This window comes from Thermocladium modestius, assembly GCF_055398215.1.
In genome coordinates, this window is the sequence record NZ_AP043731.1 from 1,031,014 (window position 1) to 1,046,936 (window position 15,923).

Here is a 15,923-nt window from a genome sequence, read left to right on the forward strand (position 1 = left end):
TTGTCCATCCCCCTTCCTTTCTTTCTTCCTTCCTTCCGTTTCTTTCCCTCTTTCTGCATCTTCACGCGAATTCGCCTCATGAAAAATGAAAATGATGGTTTATGATGGATTTGTCCAATCTTCGATTCGTTGGAGTGCCTTCGTTTATTGCTTTTCCCTAGAATTGCCATGCTTGAATGCATTGCTATGCGATGGAGTTAATTCGATGCTTCATGCATTGATTGCATGTTTTAAACTTCCTCTAGAATGGGGGGCCGCCGTTCCTTTAATGCGGCATTAGTATAGATTCATCATTAAGCTCGGCGCAATGAAGTGGCCCAGCACCAGCACTGCCACGGCTGTGAGGGGGATGGTTATGTTGTCGTCGATGAATGGCTGCTTCTCGGATAGTGTTGCCAGTATGGCTGATGTTATTCCCACGTAGCCCAGCGCCGCCCCTATGGGAATGCTCACGGCCAACATTGCGAGGGAGCCCTCCCACCCCTTCACTCTCCTCCTGTACCTGAGGTTCCTGACTATCCCGGTCACGCCATCGCCCCACGACATGTAGAGCAGTGGGACGGCGGCCAGCCAATACGAGTGATCGAGGAACCAGAGCAGGAAGGCGACGGCTCCCCATGCGAGCGTGAAGTGTACCTCGTACATGTTCTCCGGGTCCTGGAACCAATAGTAGAGCTTTCCCGTGACGTGCGGCACGTATACTGCGATCGTCAGCAACACGGCCATTACGAGGGGCAGCACGGGTTCCTCGAATAGGAACGGTAGGAGGAAGGCAACTACTCCCCCGCCCAGGATGTGAATGACCTTGCGTCCGAAGTAGGTGCCCGATCGCTCTGGGTATCCCCTCCTCACGGCTGCCCAGTACGCCTTCTTGGCCAAGTAAAAGGTGACGAACGATACCCAGGCAAGCAGGGCGGCCGCGTACGGCGCGTCGTGGACGATGGCTGTTCCCAGGTACATTTGGGAATTGATGAAAAGGCGTTAAAAACGTTTGCGGGCCCCGGCTTTAATGGTGGGGCCCAGCCAGTAAACCTTAAAAATCAATGTAAGGAGAACCCATCGAGGGCCCGTAGCTCAGCATGGTAGAGCGGCGGTCCTGGCATGGAGGCCGAGGCTTTTAACCTATGGGGAAGACACCCGTAGGCCGTGGGTTCAAATCCCACCGGGCCCGTCAAATCCTCATCACTCCCAAAGGGATGGGCTTTGGGCACCGTTTATAAACCGGGGGCGAGAGTTCCCCGAGTGATGACTACCCAGGGACTGACCAGTGATGGTGACTGACCTTCGCTGAGATGTAACAAGCAATACCAGCAATCCATCTCCGCTGGCCCGGAACGCGGGCATCGATGGCGTGGGCGCCGTGGTTGCCGGAGATGCCTCGAGCCCATCACGCTTAAAAGGAACGTTAATATCAGGGGCGAGTGTCCATAAAATTGTCTAGGACGGCGTTGATCAGCAACATGATGACCAGCGCATTGATAGCGGATCTGGACGTGGTTTGGTTCCCCGCTCCTCGCCTTGACTCCCCCTCAGTCTTCGCCAGGTTATTGGATGAGGAGAGGGGAGGGCATTGGGGCATTGCCTTTGATGGCGAAGTGGTGTCGACGAGGTACGTGGCCGGCACCAACGTGTTGGAGACCAGGGTGAGGGCTGGGGAGGGGGAGGTCAGGGTTCTTGACTTCATGCCCATCGGCATGCCCGCCATAATGAGGATCGTGGAGGCGCCCAGCGGCTTGGCCTACGAGACCGTTTTCGATCCAGCGATGAGGTACGGCTTGGTCAAGCCATATAGGTTGGACTCCAAGAATGGCGCGCAGTTCGTGAATCCCTTGAACAAGGAATTGATGGAGTTCATAGTGCTGGAGGGTAACTGCTCCCCCCTCGGTGGGAATGCGTGGAGGTGCAGGGGGCCGGCTAAGTTTATCGGGCATTACGCGAGGAGCGTGGGGAACAGCATTCTGGGCGGGGGGAAGAGCATAGTCTACTCCATGCTGGGCGAGGCGCTCGATAAGGTGCTGGAGTTCTGGAGGGTCAAGGAGGTGAAGGGCGGCGCCGGCCTTCGCTCCTCCTCCATAGTTTTGCTGCTCTCCATGATCCACAGATCCACGGGGGGAATAGCGGCCTCTCCCACCACTTCCCTCCCAGAGATAGTGGGGGAGTCGCGTAATTGGGATTACAGGTTCATATGGGTGAGGGACTCCTCCCTGGCCGCCAAGGCGTTGATGCAGGAGGGGTACTTGGTGGATGGGAGGGGCGCCATGAATTTCCTGCTCAGCGTGGTGGAGCCCACGGCCAAGCCCTTCGATCACCCCTTCTACGGGGTGGACGGCTCCCCGCCCGGCGACGAGGAGGAACTGCCTTGGCTGGCGGGGTACGGGGGGAGCAGGCCGGTTAGGGTCGGCAACGCCGCGTCCACGCAGCTTCAACTGGACGTGGAGGGGTGGTTCATGGATGCCCTCCACACCTACTACTCGCTGACCGGGGATGACGTGTATATACGGAATTACTGGTGGGTGGTGGAGGCCACGGCTGAGTGGTGCTCAAAGTCATACGCGCTGCCCGATGCTGGCATGTGGGAGGAGAGAGGGGAGGCTCGGCACTACACGCACTCCAAGGTAATGATGTGGGTGGCGCTGGATAGGGCCGCCAAGCTGGCCTCCGGCGTTGGGTTCAGGGAGGAGGGGGATGAGTGGAGGGGCAGGGCGGGCGAGGTGAGGCAGTACGTGCTCGCCAATCAACCAAGGATGTTCACTAAGTACTTCGGATCAAGCGAGGTCGACTCGGCCCTGCTGGTGCTTCCCCTATATGGCTTCGTGGATCCACGCGACGAGAGGTTCGCCGCCACGCTTAACGCCATAGAGAGGGAGTTGATCAGGAATGGACTGGTGCTTAGGTACTCCAAGGACTTCCTGGGCTCGGCTCGACACCCATTCCTCCTAACAAGCGAGTGGCTGGCCATGGTTTACTCGATGCTGGGGAGGCGGGCTGAGGCGGAGGCGATACTTGGGAGGATAGAGAGGTGCTCATCAACGGTTGGCCTGCTCGGCGAGCACTTGGACGTGGATTCCTGCGAGCCGCGCGGCAATTACCCCCACATATTCAGCCACGCCGGGTACCTCCTGGCCAGGGAGGCCTTGGACGGATCGCCCATCATCGCTAACTAACTATGCTGAGGCTGAGTGCCTCCTCACGACTTGTAGGGCCTCGCACAGGTCCTTTACGTGGATGGCTCCCTCTATTGGGTTTAGGGACATTATCAAGCTGAGCCCCGCCGCCCTGTATGCCGCCACGTCGTACACGGTGTCCCCCAGTCCATATGCCTCCCATGGCTCCGCCCCCAAGGCCCTCATCGCCAAGAGGATGGGGGCTGGATCGGGCTTTCCCCTATCCACGTCGTCGCCGGCGACCAGCAGGTCCACGAACTCCATTAATCCAGTGGCCCTCAGCACCGCAGCGGCGGATGACCTACTGGAGGAGGTGACCACGGCCACCCGCATCCCCATGCCGCGCGACTCGGCCAACAGCGCCTCCGCGCATGGGAAGGGCCTTAACCCCATGCTTAGCTCCTCCATGTAATACATTGTCTTCAGCCTCACCAGCCTCCAAGCCAGCGGCCCCGATCCAACCAGGGCGGTGGCTATATCTATGGCCCGCCTCCCCAGCAGTCTCTCAACGCTGACGCCCTCCTCGGGAAGGCCCAGGTCTGCCAGCGCGCTCCTCCATGCCCTTAAGTGAAGCACGGCAGTGTTGGTTAGGGTTCCATCCAGGTCCAGCACGGCTAGCCTTAGCATCATCGACACTTCAATATGAACCTGGCATCGGCGGCGTAGGCCCCCCTCCCCTCCTCAAGCACTATCACTGGGTTGAGGTCCGCCTCCGCTATCTCCTCCTCGCTCGCTATCAGCTTGGAGAACTTGATCAGAATCGAAACCAATGCATTCACGTCCCTCTTACTCATTCCGCGGAAGCCGTTGAGCAGCGTTGAGGCCCGGGTCTCCCCTATCATGGCCCTCGCATCCCCCTCCTCGAGCGGCGCCACCCTTAGGGAGACGTCTCGGAGGACCTCCGTGAACACGCCGCCCAAGCCGAACGCCACGACTCCGCCGAACATTTCATCCCTCGTGGCGCCTATTATGGTTTCAAGGCCTTGGGGGACCATCCATTGAACCAATGCCCCCACCACCCTCGCATACGGCGCCCTGGCCTTGACGCTGCCCATGAGTTCCCGGAACCCCTTCTCGACGGCCTCGGGGCTCTTCAGGCCTAGAATTACGCCGCCCACATCGCTTTTGTGAACTATGTCGGGGGAGACAACCTTGAGAACCACCGGGTAACCCACCCTCTCCGCTGCCCTGACGGCCTCCTCCTCCGTCGTCGCCAACGCATGCGGTGGATTTGGTATTCCGCCCGCCTCCAGTAGGTCCAGGGCCTCGTGCTCCAACAGCTTCGACCTGCCCTCCCCGCAGGCCCTGCCTATTATTGCTGAGACGTCACTCACGGCGCTCACCCACCCTCCCGGCGTGCTCCGCCAGCGCCCACAGGGCCTTGGCCGCTCTATCCGGGGTTGCGTAAACAGGCACTCCCCCCTCGTCCAACGCATCGTTGAACTTAGCCATGAACTCGTTCCCGCCGAACGACACCACCACCATGGGCTTCCCATACCGCCTCGCGTCTATTATGTAATTGGCCAGGTTAACCGTGAGGCTAGGCAACTGCATCAGCGCTATTATCATCGCCATGTCCACGGAATCCGTTGGAATCACCTCATCGATGACGGACCTATACATCTCATCCGTCGCGCTACCCGTCAAGTCGATGGGGTTACCCACCGCCGCCAGCGGGGGAAGCATCTTCCGCAGCCTCTCCCTCTGCGCCTCCGGGAGCTCCGGCACCGATAATCCAAGGGACTCCAACGCATCTGTCGCTTGAACCCCCATCCCCCCACTGTCCGTCAGCACCAGCACGCGCCTCCCCCGCGGCAGCGGTTGGGTCGCCAATGCCTTCGCCATGTCGAAGACCTCCCTGACGCTGGATGCCTCTATCAGCCCCGCCTGCCTGAACGCCGCGCTGTACACCTCGTAATTGCCGGCCAGCGCTGCAGTGTGGCTGGCCACGGCTCTCCGTGATGACCGCGACCTACCTGCTTTGTACACCACCACTGGCTTTCTCGCGGAGACCTCCTTGGCGGCCTCCATGAACCTCCTACCCTCCCCGGGGTACTTGAACCCCTCCATGTACATCGTTATCACCTTTATGGAGGGATCGGAGGCCAGGTGCTTCATTAAATCCACCTCGGTCACGTCGAGTTTATTGCCGTAATTAACGGCAACCCCAATACCCAATCCCCGCCTGGCCGCCCAATCCAGTATCGCCCCAGCCACCGCCCCGGACTGGCTTATTAGGGCTATGGGGCCGGGCCTCGGCCTCCCCATTCTGTCCTCGGGCAGGAAGAACGTGTCCAGCCCCGTCGATGCATTGTAAACGCCTATGCAGTTGGGCCCCAATACCCTGACCCGACCCTTGGCCAGTCTCACCTCCTCCTCCAGCTTGGCTCCCGACTCCCCCACCTCGCTGAATCCGCCGCTTATTATTATCGCCGCCCTCACGCCCGCCTCCGCCGCCTCCCTCATGACCGACGGCACCAACGGCGCGGGCACGGCTATCACGGCTAGATCTATGGGTTGCCCTATATCCTTAATAGATGGATAGGCCCTAACCCCATTTATCTCGGAGTACCTTGGATTCACCAGGTAAACCGTCCCCCGGAACTTAGAGGTGAGGTTAAGCGTTATTACGTTGCCTATGCTATCCCTCCTAGGCGTCGCCCCCACCACCGCCACCGAGGAGGGATGAATCAATGCCTCAACGCCGCTGCCCTCGCTTGACGACATAATCCGCGCGTCGCGCTATTCTTTTAAGTTTTAAATCCACATGACTAACCCCCTCTCTCTGCTCCAACCAGCTTGAGCCCCCGCCGAGGGCTCGGGAGGGCGGGACCTGGCGGGATCCTCCATTTAAGCGGCGCACTTGGTCTGCGCAGCGGACCACCGCGACAACAATATCAAATCCGTCGGGGACTTGTTAGGGTTTAATGCACCTTCTTCACGTACCCCGGCTTGGGCGCGTACAGCTCGCCCTGCTTCATGAGGAGGTTTATCAACTTGTCCGCGGTGGATCTATCCATTCCCCTCTCCTCCACCTCCCTGAGCACATCATCTAGCTTGACGGGCTTGCCATTATTCAACTCCTCCAGCCTACCTATGGTTTCCAGCACCACCGCTATCCTCTCCTGGGAGCTCCGGGGCTTCCCAGTCATTATCACGTCTATATCGACCTTGCCGGTCTCCACGTCTATCCCGACGCTCTGGAGGAACTTGAGGAAGAGAGATATCGCTCTATCCGCGTCCTCCTTGTCCACGGCGCTGCTGAGCCTCATCTTGGCCTCGGCCTCGGCGAGCCTGATGAGGGCCTCCAATTGCCTGGCGGTTATTGCGACTGGCGAGCTCGGTTCCTGGGACTTACCCCTCATCTGTATATAGAACTGAGTCACCATGTCCTGCGCCTCCTTTGTTAGTATCGGCTTCACGTGCTTCCTGGCGTACGCTATGTACTTCCTAAGCAGGTCAGGCTTTATTATGTCCCTGCTGTAGGCGTCCAGAACATCATTGGCGTGCAGCTTCACTATGTGAGTCGCTATGTTCCTGTCCTTCTCCGCGTTGGGCTCGTCCCTCACTATGAAGATCAAGTCGAACCTAGACAGCAGAGTCACTGGGAGATCCACGTTCTCAGCTACAGTTCTATTTGGCAGGTAACGGCCGAAGGTGGGGTTGGCGGCGGCCAGCACCGAGGAGCGGGCGTTGAGCGTGGCCACTATGCCGGCCTTGGCTATGGACACGGTCTGCTGCTCCATTGCCTCATGCATGGCCACGCGGTCCTTCGCATCCATCTTATCTATCTCGTCCACTATGGCTACCCCCATGTCCCCGAGAACCAACGCGCCGGCCTCCAGGTAGAACTCGCTCGTCGTCTTGTCCCTAACGACGGCGGCCGTCAAGCCGGCGGCCGTGGATCCCTTGCCGTTGGTGTACACCGCCCTCGGCGCTATCTTGCTCACGAACTTCAGCAATTGGCTCTTCCCAGCGCCGGGGTCCCCTATCAGGAGGAGATGAATGTCCCCCCTCACCCTAATCCCGTCTGGGTACTCCTTAGGGACTCCGCCGAAGAGTAGGCAGGCTATGGCTTCCTTGACGTCCGTCATGCCGTAGATTGAGGGGGCTATGGAGCGGATTATGCGATCCCTCACGTCGGGCATGGCGGCCAACTCCCTTATCCTGTCCTCGTCCTCGCTGGTTATCTCGACCTCTGCGAAGTCCTTCTGCATGCTCTCTATGTAGTTCACGTTTATGTAACTGGAAAGTATGGGGGGCCTCAGCTTCCTGAGCTCAGCCATGTCCAGCTCCAGTATGCCCGTTACAGTCACCCTATCCCCCGGCTTCACCCTGTCCACCAAGTCATCCATTAGGATGGCCTCCATGTTGCGCGGCAATTGGCCGGACGGCAATTCCTCCAGCCTTTCCTGTATTATCACCTTCTGCCAATCAATGAACTCGCTCCGCTCAGAGGTCAGCTCCAGCGAGTTAACAGCGCCGCACCTGGGGCACTTCCTGGGGGGCTGGACGAAGGAACTGAGGGTCTGGGGCACCTCCACCTCGTAGCCGCACTGCGTGCACCTGTATATTGCCTTGACTAGGAAGTGCTTGGGGGGAGTTTGTCTCAGTATTATGCCCTCTATGGCTATGAACCTCCCTATCTGATCGCTGCGCAGCTTCCTCAAGCTCAACTTGTCGGTCTGAGGCATCTTGAACCTGGCGTGGAACTTCCCCACTTGGCGGGCGTACTCTGGATCCCGCTCCGTCACCATTCGCTTCACTGCATTGGATGCCGCATCTATGGCTAGGTTGGGCGAGTCCATCAGCAAGTCAGCCAATTCCTTGCCGTTCAACACCAAGTCATTGAAGTCTATCACCAGCGACCTCTCCCTGTTTATTATCATGGTGCTCAACTCGTTCAGGTACTTCTCATCCGACTCCAGCAGCGACTTGAACTTCTCTATCAACTCATCGAAATTAACGGCCTCCTTCTCCTCCATCACGGTCTCCCACCCACCGCGTCGAGCCAGTTCCCAGCCGCCTTACTCACCTCCCTCACAAGCGCCTCCTCCTCCACCGGCAACTTGTCTAGAAACTCCCTCGTGTCCACCAGGGAGGGCGACACGGCCACCGCGTTGAGGAGCTTCCTAAGCCTGGCCTGTGCCAACTCCCTCAGTATCTGCTCGTACTGCCTCGCCTCCTGCTCCCCCAACTGCGACATGCTCAGCCTAGCCCTAACGTAGAACCCCCTATCGAGCTCCTGCAGCTCATTCAAGGACTTGTTCTCCCTCCAATGAATCTTGCGAAGATCATCAAGCGAGATGAAGTCCTGCTGAATCAACTGCGCCATGCCCTTGCTAATGAGCAGTAGGGCCATGGAGGGGGGAGCCTGGATCGGATCGCCCGCCTTAAGCGGGCCAACCCCGTACCCCCCCACCCTTATCTCAGGTACGTCCCTAGAGGCGACCAGCCTGACGCTTTGGGGGTACTCCATCACCTCAATGACGGACTTAAACGACATCCACTATAGAATTCCGGGGAGACTATTTAACCCTAATCAGCGGCTTGAGGTCGGGTAAAGCGCTCGGAGCTGAGGTGTTAGTGATTTGAGGAAATTAGGGAAGCGCGGATTGCGGGCAACATCACTGTCTCTTCTCGGCGTTCAGTATTCTCCTTGTATAATTCCGGGAATTCCTGCGCCTCGGCGTTAAATTCTTGTGCGGCCTAGCGGGGACCTTAGGGGTTTGGCTCCTTACCTTTCCAGCCTTAGTTAACGAACCGTGCGAACCCATGATACCCCGGCCCACACCGATTTAATAAACTTTGTTCCAACAGCGCCGGAGCTAGGACCTCCTCTCCCTTATTAGGGATATGGAGAAGACCAATGCAAACGCGAAGCCAAGGAAGAAACCCCCGCTTCCCACCAGCGATGCTAGGGAGAGCAGGAGGGCTATTATGCCTATGGTCCTCCTATTCACCTTGGTCAGCACGGCCAGGAAGAAGATGGCCTCACACAAGACGCCCACCACGGCCTCCGCCGCTCCTGAGTACATGTAGATGGAGGCTGGAACAAGGGTTGAGACTTGGGGAGGCAGTAATGAGGAGGGGGACATCGATACATCGATTAGAAACACGCCGTCGATTATCATCAAGAGACCGGCCAAAAGCATCAAGGAAGCCGTTATCCTATTCATGAACTGGCCAAAAGCGTGACCGCTTTATTAATTATCCCCCTAGGCGCGCTTAGGCCTCGGATATCAGGGGAGACCGGCTGGCCTGGCTCCCATTTCGTTCTTAAACTGCCTGTACGGGACCTTGATTAACCGCGACTCGGGGTACCCACCGCTCATTAATGCATTCTCGATGGATCTAACTAGGTCCGCCAGCCTGAGCTTGGCGAACATGAGGGTCTCGTTGGCGGCATCCACCAACGGGTCCAGATCATCGTAAATCAACTTACCGCGCACCTTGAGTGGGACATCCATTCTATCCTCCCCCAACAATTCCACCAAGTACCCCCACTCCTTAATTGAGGATATCCCGCTGTGCTTGAAGCCGGAGGACCTGGCCAGCCTCAATAACTCCTCTGCCTCATCCAGCCTCCTGGCCACCACGTGCAGTATGGCGCTCCTCACCATTAGCCACGCATCGCTTAACCGCTCCATGGCCTCCCTCACCTCCCCCATGGTGACTGGCCTATGCCACTTGGATACCAACTCGAAGGAGCCCATCGATCTAACGGACTTGGAGAAGCCCAGCCTCTCCGCACTGGCTATCATTATCCTACCGCTGCAGCTGCTGGTGGTGAAGTAATCTGGCAGCGAATTTATGCCGCGCAGCACGTCCATTATGTCGAAGTCAACGCGGCCTAGCCCGGCCTCCCTCTCCAGCCTCTCCATGAATGCTATCTTCTTTTGCTTGAATGGATCCATGGTTATTCAGGCAGGTAAAACGCCTCCCTCTCCCTGTAGACCTTCTTGAACCGCAGCTCCGTCAACCTCTCCTCGGCCTTCCTATACATGTCGGCGAACATCTTCACCCTCCCCTCCAGATCCGCTCCTCCATTGAACTCCTCCGGCTCATAGAGGAACTTGGTGGACCGACCGCCGCCGTGCTCCACTATGAAGCCCTCCACCACGCCGCTGCTGGGCAGCGACCCCACCTCGCCATCTCCCCTTATTAAGAAGGAATAGCCCTTTATCTTTCCATCATCGAAGACCAGCCTCACCAGGACCAGGGATATGTGGAACTCCCTCAGCGTATTAATTATGACGTCCCTATACCTCTCGGTCTCCCTTACATGCGGGAGCCTCTCCAACAGCGCCAAATCATTCCTGGAGAGATCCTTCATCAATTCATCCAGCATTGCGCCGGCCTTCTTATTAACGTTGATGATGCCCATGCTTAACCCAACGCCACCGCTCGTTAAAAACTTAACCGGGAGGGAAAGTACAGCAACGCTTAGCTTAAATTGGGCGGTTCTATGGGTTATGGGTGAGCGATGACTGCAAGAGCGAGAGAGCTATACACGTTAAGATAGAGGAGGGAACCGATGAGCGGTATGGGACGTACCCGGAGAAGAGGGCCGCGGAGGACCACGTTAGGCATGGATTCGTGGTTATCGATAAGCCCAGGGGACCATCCAGCCACGAGGTGGTGTCGTGGATAAAGAAGATGATGGGGCTGGAGAGGGCCGGGCATGCCGGTACCCTGGATCCAAGGGTGTCCGGAGTGCTTCCGGTAGCCCTGGGCGACTCAACCAAGGTATTGCAGGGCATTTCCCACGAGGACAAGGAGTACATAGCCGTCATGACCCTTCACGGCGATGCCTCGGACGAGAGGATCCGCGAAGTGCTTGCTGAATTCACGGGCGAGATTTACCAAAGGCCTCCAGTAAAGAGCGCAGTGAAGAGACAGCTAAGGACGAGGAGAGTTTACTCGCTGAAGATGCTGGAGAGGGATGGCAGGTACGTGCTGCTCGACGCCAGGGTGGAGGCTGGCACCTACATAAGAAAGCTATGCTACGACGTGGGGGAGGTGCTCGGGGTCGGCGCCAACATGCGCGAGCTGCGCAGGGTGAGGGTTGGGTGCTTCGGGGAGGACGAGGCCGTTACCCTCCACGATTTGGCCGATGCCCTCTATCTCTGGAAGCAGTACGGCGATGAATCGCTGCTGCGCAGATACGTGAAGCCCGTTGAATACATGGTTAAGCACTTGCCCAGGATATTCATACGGGACTCGGCGGTCGACTCGGTGGCGCATGGAGCGGCCCTGGCGGCCCCTGGAGTGGCGAAGATAGAGGATGGCGTTGAGAGGGACCGCATGGCTGCTATAGTTACGTTGAAGGGAGAATTGGTGGCCCTCGCCAAGGCCGTGGCCAGCACCAACGAAGTGCTTAAGATGGAGAGAGGGATAGTGGCGAAGCCCACCAGGGTCATAATGGAGAGGGGAGTATATCCGAGTGCATGGCCGAAGGGCAAGGATGGGCGCAATGAGGGGCGGCGCGAAAGGTGATCACTCAACCAAATCCCTTATCAGCTTCTCAACTTTATCCGGGTTGTCGCTTTCCTTGCATAGGGCCCATAACTCGCTGGTCTTGCATAGCTTGTACCTGATCACGCTTCTTGAATCATCCTTCTCAAGCAATCCTCGACTCGTCAATACATCCAGTATGTGCTTTACCAACGTGAAGACCACGGGCAGCATGTTGTTCTTTAAGCTGTTATTGTTGGACCGCTCCAGCAAGGTCTTGGGTATGAAGGATACACATGATCCCCTGGACTCCTTGACCACGTTCCATAGGGCCTCCGCCACCGCCTTCTCCACGTTAGTGAAATCTGTATACGACGTCATTGAGCTCATTAAAATAGCGTGTGCGCCAGCATATTAAGCAGTAATCCTGCATAACCGGCGACTATTATACCTGGATGCTCAGGATTAATTATTCCTGAATATACGAGAGTATTCCGAAACATTCACAACCGTCTCTCTTTAAAATAAAACTCATCACGCGGATCAAGCGAATCCCCATAATGAATGAAGCGGTGAGTTTGCCCGCCGAGACCATCGCCTTAATCACATTTTAAAGCCGGGTTCTTTATCCCATGAGGGCCGGGTTCTTCCTTGATTGGTGGGCGTGGTGGGGTCATCATAAAGTTTTTAAATGGTGGGGCCGGGGTTTGATTCATGGCTAGAGTGTTTGATGTGGGGAGGATATGCGTTAAGACTCGGGGAAGGGAGGCCGGCAGGATGTGCGTGGTGGTGGATGTAATAGACGATGATTTCCTATTAATCACGGGGCCGAGGCGGTTGACGGGGGTGAAGAGGAGGAAGGTGAACGCGAAGCACGTGGAGCCCACCCAGCACAGGATCAACATAGGCAAGGGGGCGAGCGACGAGGAGGTGATAAAGGCGATAGAGGAGGCAAAGCTAACGGAAACAGTAAGGCAGGGAGTGAAGCCCAACCTATACCTAACACCCACCCTACAATAACCCAAACCACGAAAACCACACAAACCCCCATCAACTCCAACACTGCCTCCCCAACAAGTAATACAGGTAGTAATTGCTCCCGTTAATCACCAAGTACATAGGCCAGTAATTCAGAACCACTTGACGCACCGAGCCCGGCACCGAGTGTAGGTAATTCGCTGGGCATGAAATGAAAATAATCTATTTTTTATTCCTTGCATTTAAAGAATGTAATCAAACTCGGCCAGCCCAAGCCTCTTGAGGGTGTCCCGGGTGGGTTTTCCATCGATCCATCCCCGCAATTCGTAGTACATGCGTATCCCCTCGTCGAACATTTTGGATGCGCTGTGGCCCTTTGCTGGTCCCTCCGGTATGGGTTGCCTCATGCGGCTTGGCAGCTCATCCCTGACCCACCGCCCCTCCCTCACGTGGAAAAGCCTCTCCACGTTGAATATCCGCTCGCCTATCTCCAGAACATCGCTCCCGTTCAAGTTCCACCCAAACGCGGCGTTGTATAGGGACGCCAAATCGTTCTCCGTGTTTATGTTTGGCATCAGATTCTCGAATTTGCAGAACACGGATGAATCCACTACCGCGAACAGGTCTTGGTTCCACTTCACTATGCTGGCCTGCTTCTTCACGCCGCTCGGCGAGTCATCGAGTGGATCCACCTTCTCCGGAACCCCGAACACCTCCCACGTGGGCGTGTACGCCTCCAAGTGATCGCCTCCTCTATTGGCCGTGTAGTAGGCGAGCGCGAAGCCCTTCAACCCCCTCGGGTCGTATGCAGGAACGCCTTGTCCCCTGGATCCTATGAAGGACTCTGGATCCTTGTACTTAATGGCCAGCCTATAATCGCCCTCCGCCAATTCATCGCCGATCCCATCCCTATGAGCTATCCTGTAAGCCAAGTCTATGAGCGTGGCGGAGTCTCCCCAATCCACGTCCAACTTCAACTTGCCCTTCCTCGCCAGCTCCACGGCGGTCGCCAACGTATTTCCAAGGCTTATCGTGTCCATCCCCAACTCGTTCGCCGCCTTCTGGAGCTTCAGCACGGCATCGGGCTCCAAGTCCCCCACGTTGGGGCCCAGCGCCCACGTGTTCTCGTACTCGTACTTTATCTTATCGCCAGGCACCTTGAATGGACCTGCCTTCACCGCAGCCATCTGGGTGCAAGCTATGGGGCAATTATAGCATCCATGCGTCTCCACGACGTACTTGTCCTTTATCATCTCGCCGCTGACGGGTGTTACGTCGCCGGCCCTTCCAGTGAAGTTGTAGGCGGGGAGTCCTCCCATGGATTGTATTATATTCATCAAAACATTGGTTCCATATGAGTGAAGTGCCTGGTATGTTGGGTGCGACGTGACTCGCCTCACCAATTCGTTGTTGATCTTCATGAACCGGCCCTTATCCACCACTTCATCCATTAATCTCCTGGTTCCCCAGGCCATTACTCCCTTCAGCATTTTGCTGCCCATGACGCTCCCCAAACCCCCTCTCCCAGCGAATCTCTCGTAATCGCTGCCCCTGATCCCCGCGAATCTGACCAGGTTCTCGCCGGCCGGCCCTATCACCATTATGCCAGCCTTAGTCTCATCCGGCGGAAATCCATTCTCCAACAACAATTGCCTAGTCGACGAGCCCGTGGTCTTCCCCCATAAATGCTTGGCCGGCCTTATGCTGGGTTCGCCGTCCTTTATGTATATGTATACCGGTTCCTCTGCCTTCCCCTCTACGATCAAGCCGTCGTACCCAGACCTCCGCAGCCAATACGATGAATTCCCGCCCATGTTTGAATGCGTGATGGACAGCGTGAGGGGGGACTTGCCCACCACGGTCAACCTGCTTGAGGACACGGTCGCCACGCCGCTCAGGGGGCCCGAGAAGAAGTAGAGCTTATTGCTTGGATCGAGCGGGTCCACGCCGCGAGGCACCTCTCTCAGGGCTAGGTAGGAGCCGAGTCCCCTGCCGCCGAGGAATAGCTTAAGCAAGTCGTCTCTTATCACCTCCTCCTTGAATTCCCCGGCGGAGAGGTTTGCCCTTAATATTCTGAATACCATCATATATATAAATAATACTACTTATTAATAATACTTACGTTATTATTATCTGATAACCATTATTTATACATTATGTAATTAAAGGATCGAATGCCGGTCGATCCCGATTATTTGATGTGCAATAAAACTTAAATAACTTATAATTAACCAGTGAACTATGGCCAACTGGCAGCTCTCGGACATAGTCAAACCATCCCAATCAGTTCTGGTAGTATGGGACGTCCACAAGGCCTTGGTCAACTCCATATTCAACAAGGACGAGTTCATGAATTCACTGAACACTGCAATAAATGCGGCCCGGGGGGCGGGGGTTCCCATAATATTCACAAAGATAACCCCCTACCCGCAGGGATTTGAATCGCCCTCATCTAAGCTGTTGTATAGGGGAGGCTTTCAATTCAGGCCGGAGGACATGGAGCTGGCGGTGAAGCCGGGGGACAGGGACATAGTTCTGAACAAGAACACGTGGAGCATATTCGTTGGCACCAACTTCGAGCTGCTCCTCAGGAACTCCTCCAGGTCCACCGTGGTGTTCACTGGAATAGCCACGGAGATAGGCGTTGAGACTAGCGCGAGGCACGCGTTTGCCTTGGGCTTTATACCCGTGATAGTCAGCGATGCCGTGTCCTCCAGGAGCAGGGAGGCGCATGAGAGGTCCCTCGCCAACATGTCATCGTTCTTCCCGGTAATATCCTCGGCGGAGCTTGCCAAAGCTTGGAAGTGAAGCCGGTCCCGAAATATTTAAATCGATTGGCGATAGAGGAAGACCCATGGAGTATACGGTTGTTTATGACACGTACGTGGAGATACCGATTCGCATAAGCAAATCAACGCCCGATGAAGCTAGGGCGAAGAGGCTGGAGAGGTGGCCCAAGGAGGCTGGGCTCTCCCAATCGCTGGGCGAGGGGGGCACGTTCATGGACCTAGTCAAGTCCTTCGCCAGGGATTACGAGTTGGAGACGGGGGAGCGGGGCTGGAACATAACGAGCCAGGATGGGAGGATAAGCATCAAGATGGAGTGGAAGCTGTTGAGGAATGGAGAGCAACGCGGCGCCGCGAAGATGGAGGGGGAGATACCGTTGACGCCTGCGGAGGAGGGGGGCAATATGGTGTACACCGCCAAGATTAAGTACTCAATAGAGCTAGATAACGACGTGCTGGCAGAGAAGGCATCCAGCGACGTCGTGGAGTTCAATTTATAAATGGAATCCCCCACGCTCGCGAGGGGCTTAATTGGGGA

General features: G+C 56.6%; 17 protein-coding genes and 1 tRNA gene. 6 read left to right on the forward strand and 12 right to left on the reverse strand.

The annotated features are described in order from the left end of the window. Positions 1-276: 276 nt before the first annotated feature. Positions 277-960: a diacylglycerol/polyprenol kinase family protein gene (locus tag ACZ5ZS_RS05260; RefSeq protein ID WP_188596597.1), complete on the reverse strand. Its 684-nt coding sequence runs from the start codon at positions 958-960 to the stop codon at positions 277-279. Positions 961-1,063: 103 nt separating this feature from the next. Between ACZ5ZS_RS05260 and ACZ5ZS_RS05265 the strand changes: the two genes are divergently transcribed. Together ACZ5ZS_RS05265 and ACZ5ZS_RS05270 are read left to right on the forward strand one after the other, a co-directional pair. Continuing rightward, positions 1,064-1,171, forward strand: a tRNA-Lys gene (locus tag ACZ5ZS_RS05265). Positions 1,172-1,421: 250 nt separating this feature from the next. Then, positions 1,422-3,164: a glycoside hydrolase family 15 protein gene (locus ACZ5ZS_RS05270; RefSeq protein WP_188596598.1), complete on the forward strand. Its 1,743-nt coding sequence runs from the start codon at positions 1,422-1,424 to the stop codon at positions 3,162-3,164. On the opposite strand, the gene ACZ5ZS_RS05275 is transcribed toward ACZ5ZS_RS05270, so the two are convergent. From ACZ5ZS_RS05275 to ACZ5ZS_RS05315, 9 genes are all read right to left on the reverse strand, one after another. Continuing rightward, positions 3,165-3,794, reverse strand: coding sequence for an HAD family hydrolase (locus tag ACZ5ZS_RS05275; RefSeq protein WP_188596599.1), 630 nt, complete (start codon positions 3,792-3,794; stop codon positions 3,165-3,167). Next, positions 3,791-4,498, reverse strand: coding sequence for an acetate--CoA ligase family protein (locus ACZ5ZS_RS05280; RefSeq protein ID WP_229657710.1), 708 nt, complete (start codon positions 4,496-4,498; stop codon positions 3,791-3,793). Before ACZ5ZS_RS05280 ends, ACZ5ZS_RS05275 begins: the two co-directional genes overlap by 4 nt. Then, positions 4,491-5,891, reverse strand: a complete 1,401-nt coding sequence (locus ACZ5ZS_RS05285) for an acetate--CoA ligase family protein (RefSeq protein WP_188596601.1) — start codon at positions 5,889-5,891, stop codon at positions 4,491-4,493. The genes ACZ5ZS_RS05280 and ACZ5ZS_RS05285 overlap by 8 nt, the downstream gene beginning before the upstream one ends. A gap of 197 nt (positions 5,892-6,088) precedes the next feature. Then, entirely contained in the window at positions 6,089-8,149 is a 2,061-nt protein-coding gene (mcm, locus tag ACZ5ZS_RS05290; RefSeq protein ID WP_188596923.1) for a minichromosome maintenance protein MCM, read from the reverse strand. Next, the gene (locus tag ACZ5ZS_RS05295; RefSeq protein ID WP_188596602.1) at positions 8,149-8,670 is read right to left on the reverse strand and encodes a DNA replication complex GINS family protein; all 522 of its coding nucleotides are present in this window, start codon (positions 8,668-8,670) and stop codon (positions 8,149-8,151) included. The genes mcm and ACZ5ZS_RS05295 overlap by 1 nt, the downstream gene beginning before the upstream one ends. Positions 8,671-8,791: 121 nt before the next feature. Then, positions 8,792-8,941: a 30S ribosomal protein S30e gene (locus ACZ5ZS_RS05300; protein WP_075060526.1), complete on the reverse strand. Its 150-nt coding sequence runs from the start codon at positions 8,939-8,941 to the stop codon at positions 8,792-8,794. 51 nt (positions 8,942-8,992) lie between these two features. Further along, positions 8,993-9,343 (reverse strand): hypothetical protein, encoded by a 351-nt coding sequence (locus tag ACZ5ZS_RS05305; RefSeq protein WP_188596603.1) that lies wholly within the window; start codon positions 9,341-9,343, stop codon positions 8,993-8,995. 63 nt (positions 9,344-9,406) lie between these two features. Then, complete coding sequence (locus ACZ5ZS_RS05310; RefSeq protein WP_188596604.1) at positions 9,407-10,081, reverse strand: tRNA(Phe) 7-((3-amino-3-carboxypropyl)-4-demethylwyosine(37)-N(4))-methyltransferase; 675 nt, start codon at positions 10,079-10,081, stop codon at positions 9,407-9,409. A 2-nt stretch (positions 10,082-10,083) separates the two neighbouring features. Further along, positions 10,084-10,551 carry a hypothetical protein gene (locus tag ACZ5ZS_RS05315; RefSeq protein WP_188596605.1) on the reverse strand — a complete coding sequence of 156 codons (468 nt, stop codon included), beginning with the start codon at positions 10,549-10,551 and terminating at the stop codon, positions 10,084-10,086. A 92-nt stretch (positions 10,552-10,643) separates the two neighbouring features. On the opposite strand from ACZ5ZS_RS05315, the gene ACZ5ZS_RS05320 reads away from it, so the two are divergent. After that, a complete protein-coding gene (locus ACZ5ZS_RS05320; RefSeq protein WP_188596606.1) occupies positions 10,644-11,663 on the forward strand; it encodes an RNA-guided pseudouridylation complex pseudouridine synthase subunit Cbf5 in 1,020 nt (339 codons plus the stop codon). Here the strand turns inward: ACZ5ZS_RS05320 and ACZ5ZS_RS05325 are convergent, their stop codons facing one another. After that, the gene (locus tag ACZ5ZS_RS05325; RefSeq protein WP_188596607.1) at positions 11,664-12,011 is read right to left on the reverse strand and encodes a hypothetical protein; all 348 of its coding nucleotides are present in this window, start codon (positions 12,009-12,011) and stop codon (positions 11,664-11,666) included. A 324-nt stretch (positions 12,012-12,335) separates the two neighbouring features. On the opposite strand from ACZ5ZS_RS05325, the gene ACZ5ZS_RS05330 reads away from it, so the two are divergent. Beyond that, positions 12,336-12,641, forward strand: a complete 306-nt coding sequence (locus ACZ5ZS_RS05330; protein ID WP_188595916.1) for a 50S ribosomal protein L14e — start codon at positions 12,336-12,338, stop codon at positions 12,639-12,641. A 200-nt stretch (positions 12,642-12,841) separates the two neighbouring features. On the opposite strand, the gene ACZ5ZS_RS05335 is transcribed toward ACZ5ZS_RS05330, so the two are convergent. Then, the gene (locus ACZ5ZS_RS05335) at positions 12,842-14,686 is read right to left on the reverse strand and encodes an aldehyde ferredoxin oxidoreductase family protein (RefSeq protein ID WP_188596608.1); all 1,845 of its coding nucleotides are present in this window, start codon (positions 14,684-14,686) and stop codon (positions 12,842-12,844) included. Between the two features lie 154 nt (positions 14,687-14,840). On the opposite strand from ACZ5ZS_RS05335, the gene ACZ5ZS_RS05340 reads away from it, so the two are divergent. Then, positions 14,841-15,407, forward strand: coding sequence for a cysteine hydrolase family protein (locus tag ACZ5ZS_RS05340; RefSeq protein ID WP_188596609.1), 567 nt, complete (start codon positions 14,841-14,843; stop codon positions 15,405-15,407). Between the two features lie 46 nt (positions 15,408-15,453). After that, complete coding sequence (locus ACZ5ZS_RS05345) at positions 15,454-15,885, forward strand: hypothetical protein (RefSeq protein WP_188596610.1); 432 nt, start codon at positions 15,454-15,456, stop codon at positions 15,883-15,885. The last annotated feature ends 38 nt before the right edge of the window (positions 15,886-15,923 follow it).

Coding starts and splice junctions, on each gene's coding strand:
- ACZ5ZS_RS05260 (WP_188596597.1), bottom strand. CDS start 960: ATGTACCTGGGAACAGCCATCGTCCACGACGCGCCGTACGCGGCCGCC.
- ACZ5ZS_RS05275 (WP_188596599.1), bottom strand. CDS start 3,794: ATGATGCTAAGGCTAGCCGTGCTGGACCTGGATGGAACCCTAACCAAC.
- ACZ5ZS_RS05285 (WP_188596601.1), bottom strand. CDS start 5,891: ATGTCGTCAAGCGAGGGCAGCGGCGTTGAGGCATTGATTCATCCCTCC.
- mcm (WP_188596923.1), bottom strand. CDS start 8,149: ATGGAGGAGAAGGAGGCCGTTAATTTCGATGAGTTGATAGAGAAGTTC.
- ACZ5ZS_RS05295 (WP_188596602.1), bottom strand. CDS start 8,670: ATGTCGTTTAAGTCCGTCATTGAGGTGATGGAGTACCCCCAAAGCGTC.
- ACZ5ZS_RS05300 (WP_075060526.1), bottom strand. CDS start 8,941: ATGGGTTCGCACGGTTCGTTAACTAAGGCTGGAAAGGTAAGGAGCCAA.
- ACZ5ZS_RS05305 (WP_188596603.1), bottom strand. CDS start 9,343: ATGAATAGGATAACGGCTTCCTTGATGCTTTTGGCCGGTCTCTTGATG.
- ACZ5ZS_RS05310 (WP_188596604.1), bottom strand. CDS start 10,081: ATGGATCCATTCAAGCAAAAGAAGATAGCATTCATGGAGAGGCTGGAG.
- ACZ5ZS_RS05315 (WP_188596605.1), bottom strand. CDS start 10,551: ATGGGCATCATCAACGTTAATAAGAAGGCCGGCGCAATGCTGGATGAA.
- ACZ5ZS_RS05325 (WP_188596607.1), bottom strand. CDS start 12,011: ATGAGCTCAATGACGTCGTATACAGATTTCACTAACGTGGAGAAGGCG.
- ACZ5ZS_RS05330 (WP_188595916.1), top strand. CDS start 12,336: ATGGCTAGAGTGTTTGATGTGGGGAGGATATGCGTTAAGACTCGGGGA.
- ACZ5ZS_RS05335 (WP_188596608.1), bottom strand. CDS start 14,686: ATGATGGTATTCAGAATATTAAGGGCAAACCTCTCCGCCGGGGAATTC.
- ACZ5ZS_RS05340 (WP_188596609.1), top strand. CDS start 14,841: ATGGCCAACTGGCAGCTCTCGGACATAGTCAAACCATCCCAATCAGTT.
- ACZ5ZS_RS05345 (WP_188596610.1), top strand. CDS start 15,454: ATGGAGTATACGGTTGTTTATGACACGTACGTGGAGATACCGATTCGC.